Annotated in this window: 19 protein-coding genes and 1 pseudogene; 8 read left to right on the forward strand and 12 right to left on the reverse strand. The window is 65.0% G+C overall.

Annotated elements, in window-relative coordinates; genetic code table 11:
* Positions 1-66: 66 nt before the first annotated feature.
* On the reverse strand, positions 67-588 hold the full coding sequence (locus BN973_RS27540) for a hypothetical protein (protein ID WP_084954308.1): 522 nt from the start codon (positions 586-588) through the stop codon (positions 67-69).
* A 342-nt stretch (positions 589-930) separates the two neighbouring features.
* Between BN973_RS27540 and BN973_RS27545 the strand changes: the two genes are divergently transcribed.
* The 5 genes from BN973_RS27545 to BN973_RS27565 all read left to right on the forward strand — a co-directional run bounded on the left by BN973_RS27545 (position 931) and on the right by BN973_RS27565 (position 5,117).
* Complete coding sequence (locus tag BN973_RS27545) at positions 931-1,620, forward strand: HNH endonuclease family protein (protein ID WP_051641665.1); 690 nt, start codon at positions 931-933, stop codon at positions 1,618-1,620.
* Between the two features lie 161 nt (positions 1,621-1,781).
* A complete protein-coding gene (locus tag BN973_RS27550) occupies positions 1,782-2,837 on the forward strand; it encodes a hypothetical protein (protein WP_036473372.1) in 1,056 nt (351 codons plus the stop codon).
* Between the two features lie 3 nt (positions 2,838-2,840).
* Positions 2,841-3,302 carry a MerR family transcriptional regulator gene (locus BN973_RS27555; RefSeq protein WP_036473376.1) on the forward strand — a complete coding sequence of 154 codons (462 nt, stop codon included), beginning with the start codon at positions 2,841-2,843 and terminating at the stop codon, positions 3,300-3,302.
* Between the two features lie 50 nt (positions 3,303-3,352).
* Positions 3,353-4,360: a HipA domain-containing protein gene (locus BN973_RS27560; RefSeq protein ID WP_051641666.1), complete on the forward strand. Its 1,008-nt coding sequence runs from the start codon at positions 3,353-3,355 to the stop codon at positions 4,358-4,360.
* Positions 4,350-5,117 (forward strand): hypothetical protein, encoded by a 768-nt coding sequence (locus BN973_RS27565; RefSeq protein WP_051641667.1) that lies wholly within the window; start codon positions 4,350-4,352, stop codon positions 5,115-5,117. The genes BN973_RS27560 and BN973_RS27565 overlap by 11 nt, the downstream gene beginning before the upstream one ends.
* 146 nt (positions 5,118-5,263) lie before the next feature.
* Here BN973_RS27565 and BN973_RS27570 read toward each other — a convergent pair whose 3' ends face one another.
* Positions 5,264-5,821: a hypothetical protein gene (locus BN973_RS27570; protein WP_036473380.1), complete on the reverse strand. Its 558-nt coding sequence runs from the start codon at positions 5,819-5,821 to the stop codon at positions 5,264-5,266.
* On the reverse strand, positions 5,818-6,609 hold the full coding sequence (locus BN973_RS27575) for a hypothetical protein (RefSeq protein WP_139813871.1): 792 nt from the start codon (positions 6,607-6,609) through the stop codon (positions 5,818-5,820). The genes BN973_RS27570 and BN973_RS27575 overlap by 4 nt, the downstream gene beginning before the upstream one ends.
* 297 nt (positions 6,610-6,906) lie before the next feature.
* On the opposite strand from BN973_RS27575, the gene BN973_RS27580 reads away from it, so the two are divergent.
* Positions 6,907-7,374, forward strand: a complete 468-nt coding sequence (locus BN973_RS27580) for a hypothetical protein (RefSeq protein ID WP_051641668.1) — start codon at positions 6,907-6,909, stop codon at positions 7,372-7,374.
* Positions 7,375-7,416: 42 nt separating this feature from the next.
* Here the strand turns inward: BN973_RS27580 and BN973_RS30150 are convergent, their stop codons facing one another.
* Both BN973_RS30150 and BN973_RS32130 read right to left on the reverse strand, forming a co-directional pair.
* Complete coding sequence (locus BN973_RS30150; protein ID WP_051641669.1) at positions 7,417-8,235, reverse strand: type VII secretion target; 819 nt, start codon at positions 8,233-8,235, stop codon at positions 7,417-7,419.
* A gap of 100 nt (positions 8,236-8,335) precedes the next feature.
* A pseudogene (locus tag BN973_RS32130) lies at positions 8,336-8,652 on the reverse strand (type II toxin-antitoxin system PemK/MazF family toxin).
* Here BN973_RS32130 and BN973_RS27595 point away from each other — a divergent pair.
* A complete protein-coding gene (locus BN973_RS27595) occupies positions 8,651-8,965 on the forward strand; it encodes a hypothetical protein (protein ID WP_036473388.1) in 315 nt (104 codons plus the stop codon). The pseudogene BN973_RS32130 and the gene BN973_RS27595 sit on opposite strands and share 2 nt — an antisense overlap.
* Position 8,966: 1 nt before the next feature.
* Here BN973_RS27595 and BN973_RS27600 read toward each other — a convergent pair whose 3' ends face one another.
* The 3 genes from BN973_RS27600 to BN973_RS27610 are packed head-to-tail and all read right to left on the reverse strand — an operon-like array spanning position 8,967 to position 9,773.
* Complete coding sequence (locus BN973_RS27600) at positions 8,967-9,290, reverse strand: type II toxin-antitoxin system PemK/MazF family toxin (protein ID WP_036473389.1); 324 nt, start codon at positions 9,288-9,290, stop codon at positions 8,967-8,969.
* Positions 9,287-9,529, reverse strand: a complete 243-nt coding sequence (locus BN973_RS27605; RefSeq protein WP_036473390.1) for a hypothetical protein — start codon at positions 9,527-9,529, stop codon at positions 9,287-9,289. The genes BN973_RS27600 and BN973_RS27605 overlap by 4 nt, the downstream gene beginning before the upstream one ends.
* Positions 9,530-9,575: 46 nt before the next feature.
* Positions 9,576-9,773, reverse strand: coding sequence for a hypothetical protein (locus tag BN973_RS27610; RefSeq protein ID WP_036473391.1), 198 nt, complete (start codon positions 9,771-9,773; stop codon positions 9,576-9,578).
* 554 nt (positions 9,774-10,327) lie between these two features.
* On the opposite strand from BN973_RS27610, the gene BN973_RS27620 reads away from it, so the two are divergent.
* Positions 10,328-10,639 (forward strand): hypothetical protein, encoded by a 312-nt coding sequence (locus tag BN973_RS27620; protein WP_139813872.1) that lies wholly within the window; start codon positions 10,328-10,330, stop codon positions 10,637-10,639.
* Between the two features lie 110 nt (positions 10,640-10,749).
* Here the strand turns inward: BN973_RS27620 and BN973_RS27625 are convergent, their stop codons facing one another.
* The 4 genes from BN973_RS27625 to BN973_RS30155 are packed head-to-tail and all read right to left on the reverse strand — an operon-like array spanning position 10,750 to position 14,955.
* Positions 10,750-11,706, reverse strand: a complete 957-nt coding sequence (locus BN973_RS27625; protein WP_036473395.1) for a DUF1444 domain-containing protein — start codon at positions 11,704-11,706, stop codon at positions 10,750-10,752.
* Entirely contained in the window at positions 11,706-13,235 is a 1,530-nt protein-coding gene (locus BN973_RS27630) for a hypothetical protein (RefSeq protein ID WP_036473396.1), read from the reverse strand. Before BN973_RS27630 ends, BN973_RS27625 begins: the two co-directional genes overlap by 1 nt.
* Positions 13,232-13,762 (reverse strand): hypothetical protein, encoded by a 531-nt coding sequence (locus BN973_RS27635; RefSeq protein ID WP_084954312.1) that lies wholly within the window; start codon positions 13,760-13,762, stop codon positions 13,232-13,234. The genes BN973_RS27630 and BN973_RS27635 overlap by 4 nt, the downstream gene beginning before the upstream one ends.
* Positions 13,759-14,955: a C2 family cysteine protease gene (locus tag BN973_RS30155; protein WP_051641670.1), complete on the reverse strand. Its 1,197-nt coding sequence runs from the start codon at positions 14,953-14,955 to the stop codon at positions 13,759-13,761. The genes BN973_RS27635 and BN973_RS30155 overlap by 4 nt, the downstream gene beginning before the upstream one ends.
* Between the last annotated feature and the right edge of the window lie 100 nt (positions 14,956-15,055).

Here is a 15,055-nt window from a genome sequence, read left to right on the forward strand (position 1 = left end):
CTCCGCGGGGCGTCATCGCCGCCTCGGAAGAACCGCTCGCGTCGATCGTACCGGCGCCACCTCCCGTCAGTCATTTCGAGATGTCGGCTCAACGAACCTCCACCCGATCACGAATTCGGCCCAGCCACGCGCATGTGGCCGGGGCCGGCCGAGCTCCACCCAGGCTCTATGTGGTTCGTCGAAGACCCAGCGAAACACCAGGCCGGTGTCGCCCTCGCCCAGGAACGGCGCCGCGGCGACGTAGCGGTGACCCGCCGCTGCAAAAGCAGCCGCGAAGGCCGACCACTCACTGTCGTTCTCCCACCACAGCGGAGTGAGCGCGCCGGACTCCTCCAGCTCAGCAAGTGCCGCAACCTCGCCATGGGTGTCCACCGCGTGAACGAAACGGGCCCACCTCGGGTGGGGCCGCCGCGGCTTGCCGAGCCTTTCCCACAGCGCATGCGCGTTGTCCCAATGCCACGGCTTCTCCCAGAATTCCCACGGATCATCCGGCCAGCCGTCGGACTTCGTGGCAGCCAGAACGCACGCGAACTCGAACACCGCGCGGCTGAAATCGATCCACCGCCCACCTCTTTCATGCTCACCCATCGTGGCGTCCGCCGCGTATAGCAGTGTCAGTCACTCCCGAGCGTGGTAATCACGCCCCCTTCTTGGGAGGCATAGTGCTCGGCGAGAGCGTGCTCGGCATCAGTGAACGCGCGGATCGCCTCGGGCCGGCCAGGAACTCGAACCAACATCGTCAGATCTTGGATTCGCGCGGGAGGCAGTTTCGGCGCCTGCCGACTACTGTGCAAAGGCTCAGACACCAGCCCATTATCGACGACCGAACCGACATCACCGACGCAACAGCTCGACGCCCCAAGGGGCAACCGCGCTGTGCCGACGGACGAATTGATCGCCCTGTCATGAGACGGCGTTACGGTCGGCAACGTGCACGCCACCGAGACCACAACCCGAAGGCACCGCGCCAGCCGGTGGGCCGTGGCTGCGGCCGCGGCGATCACTGTCGGCTGCGCCCACCTCGGTGTCAGCCAAGCCGGCCCAGCGGCGCCGCCGCGGGCGACTGGCTCCGTGGCCGGCCTACTCGCACAGGTACGCATCGTCGACCAGATAAACCCCGCACCCGGGTATGACCGCGGATGCGGAAAAGGACACGGCTGCGTGTTCGGCCCCGCCTGGAACGATCCCCTCGATCACACCGGCTGCGACACCCGCAACCGCCTGCTGCACACCGCGTTACACGACATCGAATACAAGCCGGGAACGCGGAACTGCAAGGTCATCGCGGGCCGGCTAGAGCCCGATCCCTACACCGGGCAAATCGTCGACCTCAAACACGTGGCGGTCGATCACATCGTGCCGCTGCGGGCTTCCTGGAATGCAGGTGCGGCCCAATGGGATTTGCAGCAGCGCCGGATCTTCGCCAACGACATGACCGAACTCGTCGCGGTATCCAGCTCAGCCAACAGCAGCAAAGGCGACTCCACCCTGTCCGAATGGCTACCCGCGATCGACAAATGCCCCTACGTCATCCGCTATCTCACCGTCACCGTCAAGTACCAGCTGCCGATCACCGTCAAAGACCGCGCGGCCGCGGCTGCGGCCTGCCAGAGCGACTGAGCGCGCGATCTCTTCGCCGTCCGTGCCACACAATGTCGATAGGTGCCGCCCGGCCGGGGCGGATGGTGTCGCAGAATATTTGGCATGCGGCTCGCCCACATCAAGTGCCTGATCGTCAGCGCCGCGGAAAGCAGGCGCATCGACTCAGTCCCCGAGCTGCCATGAGCCGGCGGCGCGGCGCGCCCTGGGCGGCGACGAGCGTTCCGATCATCCGCCGGCAGTGGTGCAGCGCGCTCGAGGCCACAGCGGAGATCTCATTCGACCAGTACAAGGTCCCACCACCGCCGGATGCCTCAGCGCACGACATCGCCACGGCGAAAAGGATCCAACGTCTGATCGCGAGATTCGCCGACACCGCCCCCATCATCAGAGCCGAAGCCCAGGCCCTGCGCACCGCGGAGCTCTACTGGGTCGCCCGCGACATGGTCGACGTCGTTTTGGATGCTGCCCAATCCCTACCGGAATGGACACCGGCAGCCGCGTTACCGGCTCCCACCGGCATGCTGTGCTGGGCGAAATCCGCGGGCACCGTCCCTTCGGGAACACTCAAACCCGACGCGGTGGAGGCCGGGCTGAACAACCCGGCCTACATCGCCCAAGGCCTCACCCCAGACGTCGCCACCATCATCGACATCTCCTGGGACGGCGTGTGGTGGTGGAGCAGACCAGATGGCCTGCTCCAATTGGTGCCGTTCTCACGCGAGGACCAAAACCCTGAGGTGTTACGGCTCGCCGACACCACCTCCCCGGTCTGGGCAGCGCAAACCATCATGGCCAAACCCGACGTCCCGCGTACTGAGGAAGCCAACAACACCGAAAGCGCGCACCCCTTCGTCAGCGTCGTAGGAGCGGCCTGGTTACTCATGGCCCAAGCCAACGTCGCCGAAACCCGCACCATCGGATCTCCTCGACCCCCGGAGCCCCAACCGGCTGACATCGAAGATGATCACCAGCCCCCAGAGCGACCGCCGCGAGAACCCTCAACCGTGACGATCGTCGACCTGCGTGCCCGAGCAGCCACCTATGAACCCGGCGCCGAGCCCGGCCGCACCTACAACCACCGCTTCCCCGTCGCGGGCCACTGGCGCCAGCAGGCCTGGGGCCCCAACCACAGCTGGCGCAAACCCAAGTACATCGGCGACTACATCAAGGGCCCCAAAGGTGCTCCGCTGATCGCCCCGAAAACCCGGGTGCACGTACTACGCAAAGGCCGCTGACCAGTGACCAATCCTCAAGAGCCGCAAGGCCTCAAGCTCTCCGAGGCCGCGAAACTCTGCGGTATCAGCGCTGACACGCTGCAGTTGCTGATCGCTGATGAGCTGCTGCCGCAAGCGCTGAGATCTGCCCGCGGACACGCCTACCTGCCCGCGGCCAATGTGCCCACCTGGCAGCACTGCCGACAGCTCGTGCTGCGGCAGCGCGACCGACACCTGCAACGCGCGGCGGATTTGATCGCGCGCGTCGAGGTCGAGCTCGAGGCGATCCGCAACGACATCACCGAGGCCCGCGACCACCCGGCTGAGCCCCTTGGCGTCGATCTCCTCGGCGCCACGAGCTATGCGACCTACGGGAACACCACCACTACGCTGGCGGCCACACTGCAGCAACTCGACCTGGTGCGCATGCAGATCGTCCGTTATCACTCTGCGTTGCAGGCGATTACCGACAAGGACCGCGGCTAAAAGCGCTCGCGGGGGTTCATTTGAGCCGCGGCCCACGGTTGGAGACCCCCGTGCTTGTCGCCGGCGTTGTTGACCCTGCCCGCTCGTATGGGTGTTTACGCTGGGTTGTGGCATTTACCGTCGTCGACCTCGCCGGGGCGGGATGGGTGCGTGGTGAACGCGAACCTGGTGGTGATGAAAGCAAGCGGTGGTTCATTCCCCCCGAACGCAGCCCGTACGCGGGCCGAGAGTGGTTGTTCAAGCCGCGCCGAACCAAGGAGTTGTTGCTCTCCACACAGCGCCAACAGCGTGGAGACACGCCCGACGTGCTGGTCCGAGGGGACGACTGGGCGGAGAAGATCTCATTCGAACTGGCCCACCTCATGACGGTGCCGGCCGCGACAACGGAATTGGCCCTGTCGGTGCAGCTCAGCGATCACCGACCGGTCCGGGGCTCGATCAGCCGCGATGTGCGGCCGAGTGGGTGGGTGCTCAGCGCAGGAGCGAGTCGGCTTGAGGAATTCGACGACGCCTTCGACGCCGACACTGGCCACGGACACACCATGGACGCGATCGCGCAGGCGCTCGCCGGGCTGAGCGGGCCACCGGAAACCCCGTACGAGGCGTGGCCGGCGTTCGACGTATTCGTCGGCTACCTCGTGTTGGACGCCTGGATCGTCAATACCGACCGTCACGCCTACAACTGGGCGCTGGTCCAGGCGCCGAGCGGCGTCATGCGCCTGGCCCACAGCTTCGATCACGGCAGTGCCCTGGGCAGCGGGTACGGCGAAGCCCTGCACGCGCGGGCGCTCGAGGAGGGCATCGAAACATGGTCCCGACGCGGGAAAGCCTCTCGGTTTCCTGACTCAGGCCCGCTGACACTGGTCGAGCTGGGGTTGCATGCGCTTCAGGCGGCAAGCCCACCGGCGCGCGCCCACTGGATGCGGCAAATATCGCAGGTCAGCGACCATGCATGCGAAGATATCGTGCAATCAATACCCGACATGTCAGAGGTAACCCGTAGGTTTGTTACCGAAGTTCTCGCAGTGAATCGGAGGCGGCTGATCGATGGCGCATAGCGGTCTTCTGATTCGCACCAACGGGATCCGGACTCCCGCAACGGTGGCGCGGCTCATCGTGACCCGACGCGACCCTGACGGCACGTATCGGGCAATAGGCTTCCTCGACAAACTCGTCGACGGAACCTTCGAGTTCGCGTATTTGCAGGCGGCAGTGCGGCATCCGTCGTTTGTGCCGCTGATCGGCTTCAGCGACGTCGGCCGCCGCTATCGTCGCGCCCACCTGTTTTCCGCGTTCGCCGAGCGCGTCATCGGCGCCAAGCGAGCCGACAGGCCACAGTACTTGGCGAGCCTGAACCTGGCTGAAGACGCTGATTCGTGGGAGATTCTCACCGCCTCGGGCGGATATCGAGAGGGCGACACGATCGAACTCATTGCGCTACCACAGATTGACCAGGCCAGGGGGCGCACCGAGGCGCGGTTCTTGGCGCACGGCATCCGTTACTGCACTGATGAGGCCAGCCGCGCAATTTCGGCGCTGACACGCGACACCGTGCTGGGACTACAGCGTGTACCCGACAACCCGGTGAACCCATCGGCCATCAGGATCACTCACCGCGACCTGCACTTGGGGTACGTGCCCGACCCCCTGATCGACTACGTCAGCGCAGTGATCTCCGGCGGCCAAGCGCGTCTAAGCGTCGTGCAGGCAAACCCTCCGGAGACCAACCCGCATTTGCGGCTCCTGCTGCGCCTGGATGGAGTACTCCGCGGGCCTTCGCCGTTCGATGGCCCACAATGGCGCACAGCGGCCTAACAGGCGATACGTTCGGGTAGACGCGGCGCGCTCGGGTCACACCTACCAACGCAGAAGAGAAGCATGATCACGCTTCTGGCTAGGCACAACGGACAGTTGTGCAGGGTCGAGCCTACGGCCGGCCAGCTGATTCGATAACGGCGATGTCATTGCCCGCCGACGTCGCCAAAGTGCTTCACAGGGGGCGGCCCAACGGGCACACGGGCGTGTAGGTTGCGCGCTTTGTCCCGTTCGTCGGGCCCCTCGGGGCGCGGCTCGTAGAGCAGCACCCAGCTGCTGAACCGGATCGCGAAGTTAAGTTGCTTGTCGAAAAAAGGGCTGCTGTAGACATACCGCTTCGCCTGCGAGAACGTGAAGAACACCTGGCCGCTCTCGTCATCAACTTGCGCGTCAATCCCAATGCTGTCGACTGCGGCGGTGAAGGGTTCGGCGTCGCTGGCCGCCAGGGACGTCAAGACTGCCGTCGAGGAGTGCTCTACGCGCTTTTGGCGCTGGTCTGTCGAGTCAAATCCGTGCAGTATGAGTGGGCTGGGAGAACGAAAAGTCTCGCGCACAATCTGGCCGGCCGCGATGGAAATCGTAAGGCTCTCAAGATCTTCCCTCGTCACGAGATACTGGACGTACGCGAGAGTGTTATACGGGTAGGGGCCGGCGACTGGTATGCGCAGGACCTGCGATTCTGGCGGGATAAGCGGTGCAGTCATCCCAGCTTCTTCTTCAAAGAAGCGGTGAAGTCGATGTCGGAGCGCGTCGGCTGGGCGACGGTGAGGGTCACGAGGTCGCCATGTGGTGCATCGAATAGGACACCGTCGCCGAGGCTGCCATCTTGTGCCACGGTGACTTTCAGTTCGAGCCCCTTGGGAGGTTCGACGATTCGATATACAGCCCGGGTGGTTTCTTCATCGATGCTCACAGAAACAATCTCCCCAGGCGTAATCGGTGTGAGCACCTCAGTGAATTCACCGAATTGCCCGGGGCCACTATTTTTTTCGGTAATCTCCCGCCTATTGGCCACCACGGTGAAGATTCCCGAAACGCCAGCGGGATCCGGTGTAGGCGGCCGGAACCACTGTGTCGGCCACGAGATGGTGCCTGAGATCTCCGCGACCACTTTGCGTGTGGTCAGCACGATCTGGTAGCTGAAACGGGAAAGCGCCGACCACTCACCGATGAGGACGAGGTCAGTATGGAGCACAAGCTCGCCGGCGTCGTCCACGTCGACGGTCGCGGCGTCGGTGGCGAAGGTGTATTCCGATTCCCCATTGGCGACGCTCGCCAATCCGACGAACACCGCGGGCGTGCCTTCTATGTCGTCGACCCGCTCGCGCAGATGAAGAACGCACTTGTCCGCATGGCGGTTATCGTCGTTGATCTTCCAGTTCGGACAAGCTATCCCTGAGATGACGACGAGGTGGCGCCCGAGTACCCCAAGATCAGCGTCAATACGGCGATGACTTGTGACATCTCCGTCACGGAGCCGATCAAGATCCATGGACCCGATCTAAGCGGAAAGCGGGAGACCGCGCAGTCGTATCCGGCTATCGAGCCATGGCATTGGCGGCGGCCCGGCCCGCACTCGCGTCACCAAAACTCACCGGGCAAACGAGTACCTTATAGGGCCTCTGCAGCCATCGGTCATTGATCGACCGACGGTGTCCGCTCGGGTTGTTACCATCCGAATTTAGACGAATGCGATTAGTCTGCGCCGCAATTCTTTCCGGCCGATCTGTTGTCTACCGCTCCCCGTCCGAGGTTCGACCTGAAGGAAAGTAGCGAAGGATCCAAGATCATGATTACGCTTCTGGCCAGCCATAACGAAGAGCTGTACAAGATCGAGCCTTGGTGTGTGGCCGACATCGCCGACCTGGTCCGCGGCGATCGACTGCAAGTGCTCACCAGTAGCGACGGCGTGCTCGATTTCTGGTTCAGTCACAGCCCGTGGCTGCGGGTCAACCGTCAGGCGACGGGGTTGCTGCTGGCCACCACCCGCTTCACCGCCCACGAGGTGCCCCTGCTGCGCGGCGACATCGTCATCGCCGCCCACGATAGCGCCGGCGATCTTGCCAGCCTCACCGACACTCAGATGAGCCGGCTGATCAACAGCGAACACAGCTGGCGCGAAGAACGCATCCTGCGCCGCCGCTTCGACCGAGACCTTCGCGCGCAACGCCGTACTCGTGCCGCCGCCGAGGCCGCCGCCCGAAAATCGCTACTGGGGCGTGCTTTTGGGCGAACGCACACCCAGGGCCGTAGCTGACAAAAACCTCCCCGCCCCCAGGAGGGTTGGAAGGGGCGCGCGTTATTGCGGTGTGGTCTGCCCGGGCAGCATGCTATGCGGGTTATACGGCTCGGGAACCATATCTCCATGCCACAGATAGATCCCTGAGCCCGGCAGCCATTCGTCATACCCGTAGGGCGGCAAAGGGTTTGGCGTAACACCCGGCGAATACATCTTGGCGCCAGGGAAATCCGATTGCGGCACCCACACCCCCGACTTCGGGGTCAGCTCAACGTATTGGATCTCGTTGCCATGTTCGTCATAGAACGGCGCCGGGCCTAATTGATTGGGCGGCAGGACTTTCACCCCGGGGATCTCATCGGAGCGCACGAAACTGTGCGGAACTTGATCAGGATCTTTGGTCCTGTCGTAGATATCAACCCACGGCGGCGCATCGGCAGTGTTCGGCGGCCCCTTTCCGCCTTTGCCTGCGATGTAAGGCATGTGGCGTTTGTCGCCGGGCTTCCACGTCTTGGAGTCCAACGGCGTGGCCGGGGAGTCTTTGCCTTGCCCAGTACCGGGCAGATCGGTGGAGAAGTCCGCTGCCTTGTACCGCTGTGCGTCCTGGCCGTCGACCCGGGTGTAGGTGTCGGCGTGCTCAGTGAGCCGCTGGGCGTAGGTGTTGAAATCAGCAACCTTGGCCTGCACCGGCCCTTCAGCCTTGGCCAGACCGGCCGCGATCCCGACCGCGGTGGGATAGCCCATCGGTCCGTGGGTGTCGATCACCTTCTGCACCTCGTCGGCGGCCTGCGGCGAAATCTGCGCCGCACGGTGCGCCAACTGCGAATAGGCGTCAGCGAAGCGCACCAAATCAGCCGGATTGGCGTCTAACTCAGCCACACCACGTCTCCTACCTGGATCAATCCAACAACTAGCCCCGATTCTCCCCGATAACTGTGACACCAGGCGACACTTGCGCGCCGATTGCAGCGTCCTTTTCTCAAGCCCGCCAGTCCACAGCGACAGCCAGCGCCGCGCACACCGTCCGCATCGGCTCCTCAGCCAGTCGCCCCAGGCGGGCATGCAGCGCGACGACGGGAACGCAGTCGACCAGATCCAGGTTCACCGCCCCGGGACGGGACACGGGCTCATCCTCGGGCTGCAACACCACTTCGCTGGCACAGCCCGCGCACCGTCGTCGTGCACGGCGCCACCAGGACCCGCTGCAACCGTGCGATGGCCTCCATCACGCGCGAGCACTGCTAGTACCCGAACGGCGCGCGGCGCCGCCCTCGGCCGGTACGGTTCAGCCACGATGACGAAAGCACGCCGCTCCCCCTGGCTCGACGACCGCGCCGCGCTGCTGGTCTCCCTGCTCGCCGACCGGCACGGACTCACCGTCAGCGAGGACACCGCCCGCCAGGACATCTCTGACGACCTCGACCACGTCGCCCGCCTCGTGCGCATCGGCCGCCAGGCTGCCAAGGTCTACATCACCGACGACATGATCAGCAAGATGGCTGACCGCATCGCCGCCGCCGTCGCCGAACACCAGACCGCCACCGCAGCCGGGGGCATCGAGCATCAGCACGTCGTCGACCTCGACACCGAACGCCGCCGGCGCCGCTGAATCAACGGCCGCCCACCGCCACGATCAACGCGGCGCACACCGCCGCCATCCTCGAATCCGCTAGCCGACCCAGCCGCGTCCCCAGCGCCGCCACCGGCACACTTTCCACCAGATCCAGATTCACCGCCGCACGCTGGGGCACCGGATCGCCACTCGGGTCGAGCACCACCTCGCTGGCCAGTCCCCGCACCGTCGTCGTGCATGGCGCCACGAGCACACGCCGCAACTTCGGAATCGCCGCATCACGGGACAGCACCACGACAGGCCGCGCGCCCGAGCCGGGGATCTCGCACCACCACAGCTCACCGCGCGCCGGCAGGGTCATATTCGACCCGCAGACCGGCGCCAGTCGGCGACCTCGCCCCACTGGTCGGGCTCGTCGGCCGGGTGCTCGTCGTAGGCGGCGTAGCTCGCGTCGACCTCGGCGGCCCGGTTGGCGGCCAGGAGCGCCCCCAGGGCCTCATCGAACAAGGCGTGGTCCTTGGCGCCGGCCCGCAGTGTGCGCGCGCTGGCGAGCAGATCGGCGTCCACCGTTGTGCTCACCCTGGTGCGATTGCCGGGCATGGCATAAGTGTGGCACGCACGCGGGACACCAGGCAGGAGTCCGCGCTCACCGCGACGGCCGCCCGAAGGTCTCGCGCAGCAAGCTCAGCGCCACACCGGTAGCGGTGAGGGCCTGGCCGACATCGTGGGTGCAATACCCGTAGCCGATGCCGACGGCCACGGCCATAGCCGCGCGGGTGATCGCGCCCACCCGGCCACGCCGTTCGGATGTCGGTTCGGGGGTGGTGTCCTGATGCTCGGTCATCGGCTGTGTGGTCCTTCCATGAGATCAACGGTGCCCCTTCTTAGGCACCTACCTACGAAGTACCGACCCGAGCGACCGTTTCCGTCGGAACGATCCGGACGAATTTTAGTCGGAATCCACCCGCTCAGACCCCAGGTGTGGCTACCCACACCGGAGCCAGCGTCTTCTGGATAGGCGTCGCAGATCCTCCAGCGCCGCGCCCAGGCCCTCGATGAGCGGAAGGGGCATCAGCGCGTCGGCGGCTGCTGCTTTGCGAGGTAGGCCTGCGCTGCGGCCGATCGTTGGTGGCCGGCCGGAACGACCCGTCCCTCCAACTTGGCCGACGCCTTCACAGCGCGCATCGCAGAGCGTTTCACCGCAGCCTTCGAGACCACGACCTTCTTCGGCGTTCTACGTTCCACGGGGCACACCTCCTTGACGACTCGACCAGCGGATTCGATGCTACCGGCCCCGCGGGCGCCCACCTAGCCCGATGCGCGGCATCAACCACAGCGTGCTGCGTCGCCGGCCGCCTTCGAGGATGAATGTCGTACCGCGAGAGGATGATGCTTGGCATGACTGTCTTTGAGCTTCTGATGGCTTCTTCGGCGGTGTGTATGTTGCTCGGTTCGTTTATTTACCGTGCGGCTGCGACGTCGGAGGGCCAGCGACGGCGTGGTGTCGTCTATGGGCTATGGCTGACTGCGGGACTGCTTGGCGTCAGCACTGTCGTAGCTTCTGTGATCCGTTGTGCGACCGGAGGTATGGTCGGCTACGCGGCCGGTGAGATCGTTGCCGGAATTTTTTTCGGCGCATTGTTTAGCGCGGTGTCGGTGTGCTTGCTTGGTTTAACTGGATTTTGGGCAGTGGTTCGCCGCCACTTCTGATGCCGTTACTCGGACGACCGCACGGCGCGCTGACCCACCAGCCGCCCGGGCTTCCCGGATCACCTATCGGTGACCGTGGCCGGTAGAACCGTCGTCGGCCGACGCGGCGCTCAGGGCGCATTCAGCGGCACGGCGTGCAGGCGCAGGTACTCCATCAGTGCTGGTTCGGGCCACCCGGAGACCCGATAGCGCCGCGGGAACACCGCCGAGGTTGGCGCGATCCCGACCACGTCGACGACCACCGAGAAGGGCACCAGGAACTGCTCGTGGTTGTTGTCGATGAACACGATGTAGTCGACCTCGGGTAAGTCGTAGGTCACGCCTTCACCCCACACGGTGGCCGAGGCCAGGCCGTGCCCGGTTTCGATGACTTGCGCGGCCGCCACATACACCGCGACCAGGTCATCCTCGTAGGCCTGCTTCAAGAACTCGGTCTGTTCCTCGTATTGGCGAAACGCCGCGCACGTGCGCGCCCGCACTGCCAACCGTCTTAACGGATGCGGACCGGCCTTGTCGAAGGGGACCAGCCGCCCGCCGTGGACGGTGAATCCCTCTGGGGAGACCGGTCTTTCGGCCTCGCAATACATCTTCTCGGCGACCTCGAAGAACTTCGCCCCCTCATCAGGGTCGTCGCTGCCGATGATCAAGACGTCTTCGCTGGGCACAAACGCCACCGGGCGCGGACCCTCAGGCCGGCCGAACCCTGCCAGCCACCCGGGCGTCAGAATCGCCGAGCTGATGTAGGTCGCCTGCTCGACGTCGTAGAAGGCCGGCGCCTCGGTGCACGACACCTCGGTGCTCACCGGGTGAAGCGCTGCAACATTGTCTCGGCCGGCGGCGAAAGCCTCCCGCCAACTCACACCCCACTGCTTGGTGTTCGCGACGGTGACGATGAGGCGCGCCTGCGGGAAGTCCAGCGCCACCAACTCATGTGCGAACGCCGACACCGGCTGCCGCCACGCGACCGCCTCACCAGGTCGGCGCAAGCTGGCGTAGGTTGACGGCCGCAAGATGGACCGCAACAACGGCCTGGCTTCCTCCCAGGTTTGCGGTGGCTCAGGCAGCATCAGTGTCGTCCCCAATTCTCGATCGCCAGGACCGGGTCGCCCGGTCTGATCACCAACGGCGGCTTCGTGCCAGCGACCAGCTGCGCCAACGGCGAGGTGGGACTGTAGGGCACCTCGTAGCGTGTGATGTCGCCGCTGGCGTCCAGAATCAAGTTCGTCAGGATCTGCACCAACGTCTGCTTGCCTGCTCTGCCGCCGCTAGGCCCGGTGTCTGTCACTCCGAAACCTGTTGCGGGCAAAGGCCACACCGCGCCCCGTGAGTCGCGGAACATACCGCCGTCGCGCTCGTAGAACAATTCGGTCAGTTGGCCAGTCGCCGGGACCGATCGCCCCACCGTCGAGTAGATGGTGTCCCGGCTCGCCATGACCCAGCAGTGGGGATTGAACGGGTCCCGGTAGGTCATCATGTCCGCCGCGGCGGCGCGGTTGGCCCGCGCCCGCCAGAACCCGAGCTCGCGGCCATCAGCAGGCTCGAGGCGGGTGATCCATTCCTGTGCCAACGGATTGGAAGCGATGGGGATCGCAAGAACGTCGGAGATCGGGCTATGACCCACAAGCAGCTTGAGCATGTCCTCGGCGATCGCGGGATCGTCGCAGACTTGGTGCAGCAGCACCGCCACCTCCGCCTTGGTGATCTGCACTGCCGGGCGGCTGAGGTCGACATCGGCTACCGCGGCATGCAGCAGACCGGGCCGGGCGGGTATCTGCTGGCGATCCTGATCACCGATGCATCCCGATGCCGCGTCCCGGTTGAGGTACTCGATCGCACGGCCCACCAGAGAGCTCACGTATTCCGTCGTGTCGGTGGTGACAAGAGCTGCCAGCCGTCGCGGATCCGGGCCATCTCCCACCCGGGCTCGGATGCGCTGTACCGGGGCACCCGGCTGCCAGGCCGCGATCGCGTCGACGTTCCGCAACGCCGGCGGCCACCACGGGAGGTCGACCCGTAGGAGCCCGGCCACCTCGAACCAGCCGCAGGTGGCCACGCGATGATGGCGGTCTGCCACGGCGACGTAGGGCGCTGAACCGCCGTCGTTGGCCCTGTGGGTCGACATTTCCGGTAGGTAGACCGCCGTGGCCCACGGCAGGCGCGCCAACAACGGTGCGGCGAGCGGATAGAGCTCGTTTTCGTGCTGCTCGTGTCCGGCATAGGCCACCGCGATCGGGCCCCGTCCATCGCCGGGCTGCCACGCGTGCACGGCCATCCCGTCGACAACCTGACCGAACAGGAACGCGGCCGGGGCCAGTGCCGCGGTGAACGGATACAGCCGAGGGACCCGGTCCCGCAGTTCTGGTTGGTGCAGCAGAATGTAGTTGTAAATCGTTGCGTGCGACCACCGTTGAGCACCGCCAGGCTCACGCTGCGGGCTGGGCAGCCGGGGTGCGCGCCGCGGCAAGTCTGCGGGGTCACCGATATCGAGTAGCTCGGCGACGTCGCCGGCAGACAGCTCCGGCTGTGACCACCGGGTGCCCATCATGCGAAGCCAGTAGGCGTCGTCCTGGTCAATCCGATCTTGGTCGATGCTCATGCGCGCTCCGGTGTGAGGTCGAAGTAGGCGTAGACGTGGACTTGGTCGCCGGGCGCTGCGGGCTGCAGGGCGTCTTGAGAGCCGACGGCCAGGATCTGGGTGGGGTTAAACCACCGCTGTAACCGGTTGGTGCGCGACCACACCACGAATGCAAGGTCCTCACCATTGGGCCTGGTTTGCCCCGCGTTGTGAACCCGCAAGCTCGTTGCGGACAGGTAGCCGCCAACGCTGTTACGCACTGCGTCCCAGATGAAGTCGCCCTTGCTCGCCAGAAACCGTTCCGCGGTCGGCCGGTAGCCGGGCTCAACACCGGCGGCGAATTGACGCAACGCCGCTTCGGCACGGGCACGCTCGGGCCCGGGCACGGCATCGAGTGGGTAGGCGGAGCCGACGAACGGATACTCGGGCAGGCTGGCCAGCGAGGACGGCTTGTGCGCGAACACATACTGCGCCCCGATATATGCTGCGGCCGCGATGATGACCAATGTGGTTGCCGCCAAAGCCCATAGCTTTGTTGAACGGTTCATTTCCCCAGTTCTCCAATGTTGACATTGAACGTTGGATGGGTTCCTAGCCCGCCGAACTTGCCGGTCGGTCCGGAGCCGATGACATCGCCAAGCCGAACCTGAATCAGAGGGTTCCCCGGATCGTTGGGGTTGTTTCCCCAGGGGTTACGCAGCGTCAGCTGGGCGTCGCTGCCGCTGCCGCTGATGCCTTCGACGATGTAGACGTGAGTGTTCAGCAGTGGGCCACCGGTGGGGGTGGTCGAGATCGTCACCGGTTGATGACTTGCCAGCGCCCCTGAAATCGACTGATCGATGTGCTGATTGGTCCACCACACCTCCCGCGGGTCGATACTCACCCCGCGGTTACCGGTCAACGCCTGCAACGCATCTGGGGCTGAGCCGCCGCGCCCGATCCCGTAATCGAGTGCATGTCCGAGGTCATCGCCAGGGCATTGCATTTTCGCGTACGCCGACTCCATCACGCTGGGCCACAACGGCGCATTGGGCTGCCCGTTATCCAACCAACTGGCTCCGTGATGGTCGATATCGGTCTGGATGTCGTCTTGGGTGACCGTAATGTGTTGCCACGCATGGCCGTTCCACAACGTCACATCAAAGGAGTTGTTGTCCTCGTCGAAATGGACCCGGTCTTTGATCCACTGAGGGTTGGCCTCCGCGATCGCCCCGATCGTGGCGTCAAAGTAGCAGTCACCAACGCTGTCCTGCTTGATGTCGGCCGCCGAGGGCGGGTGAGGGAACAGATCTTTATCGGTCCAGCGCCGGTGAAACTCGATGCCACCACCGGTGTCCAGGGGAACCGGTCCTCCGTCGATGCCGGGCCCGCGCTCTCCGAAGCCCGCTTCATGGACATCGCCGGTGTGTCCGTTGGGTGGAGGGTTGCTGGGATCGAAGTCAAGACCGTCGAGTTTCGCGGTCCCGCTGCCGTCGGCGGTGGTGTAGGTGGCGGCGTGTTCAGTCAACCGCTGCGCATACGCGTCGAAGTCGTCGACCTTCGCCTGCAGCGGACCTTCCGCCTTCGCGAGTCCCGCAGCGATCCCGACCGCGGTGGGATAACCCATCAGGCCGTGGGTGTCGGCGATGCGCTGCACCTCCTGGGCTGCCTGCGGGGAAATCTGTGCCGCACGCGTGGCCAGCTCGGAATAGGCGTCGGCGAACCGCAACAGGTCAGCTGGGTTGGCATCGAGTGCACCCACGACCCCGTCCTCCTACCTGTTGTTTCGACTGCCGTTGATTGTCGCCGACGACAGCGACATCGCGCGCTGAACGGCTGCGCCGGTCCGGCTCGGCGCTGGC

The sequence above is a fragment of the Mycobacterium triplex genome, assembly GCF_000689255.1.
GTDB lineage: Bacteria > Actinomycetota > Actinomycetes > Mycobacteriales > Mycobacteriaceae > Mycobacterium > Mycobacterium triplex.

What these genes read in the sequence shown, in the direction of transcription:
- BN973_RS27570 (WP_036473380.1), bottom strand. Translation starts at nt 5,821, where the DNA reads ATGACTGCACCGCTTATCCCGCCAGAATCGCAGGTCCTGCGCATACCA.
- BN973_RS27630 (WP_036473396.1), bottom strand. Translation starts at nt 13,235, where the DNA reads ATGAGCATCGACCAAGATCGGATTGACCAGGACGACGCCTACTGGCTT.
- BN973_RS27600 (WP_036473389.1), bottom strand. Translation starts at nt 9,290, where the DNA reads ATGACCCTGCCGGCGCGCGGTGAGCTGTGGTGGTGCGAGATCCCCGGC.
- BN973_RS27565 (WP_051641667.1), top strand. Translation starts at nt 4,350, where the DNA reads ATGGCGCATAGCGGTCTTCTGATTCGCACCAACGGGATCCGGACTCCC.
- BN973_RS27595 (WP_036473388.1), top strand. Translation starts at nt 8,651, where the DNA reads ATGACGAAAGCACGCCGCTCCCCCTGGCTCGACGACCGCGCCGCGCTG.
- BN973_RS27550 (WP_036473372.1), top strand. Translation starts at nt 1,782, where the DNA reads ATGAGCCGGCGGCGCGGCGCGCCCTGGGCGGCGACGAGCGTTCCGATC.
- BN973_RS27540 (WP_084954308.1), bottom strand. Translation starts at nt 588, where the DNA reads ATGGGTGAGCATGAAAGAGGTGGGCGGTGGATCGATTTCAGCCGCGCG.
- BN973_RS27580 (WP_051641668.1), top strand. Translation starts at nt 6,907, where the DNA reads ATGATTACGCTTCTGGCCAGCCATAACGAAGAGCTGTACAAGATCGAG.
- BN973_RS27625 (WP_036473395.1), bottom strand. Translation starts at nt 11,706, where the DNA reads ATGCTGCCTGAGCCACCGCAAACCTGGGAGGAAGCCAGGCCGTTGTTG.
- BN973_RS27620 (WP_139813872.1), top strand. Translation starts at nt 10,328, where the DNA reads ATGACTGTCTTTGAGCTTCTGATGGCTTCTTCGGCGGTGTGTATGTTG.
- BN973_RS27635 (WP_084954312.1), bottom strand. Translation starts at nt 13,762, where the DNA reads ATGAACCGTTCAACAAAGCTATGGGCTTTGGCGGCAACCACATTGGTC.
- BN973_RS27610 (WP_036473391.1), bottom strand. Translation starts at nt 9,773, where the DNA reads ATGACCGAGCATCAGGACACCACCCCCGAACCGACATCCGAACGGCGT.
- BN973_RS27605 (WP_036473390.1), bottom strand. Translation starts at nt 9,529, where the DNA reads ATGCCCGGCAATCGCACCAGGGTGAGCACAACGGTGGACGCCGATCTG.
- BN973_RS27575 (WP_139813871.1), bottom strand. Translation starts at nt 6,609, where the DNA reads ATGGATCTTGATCGGCTCCGTGACGGAGATGTCACAAGTCATCGCCGT.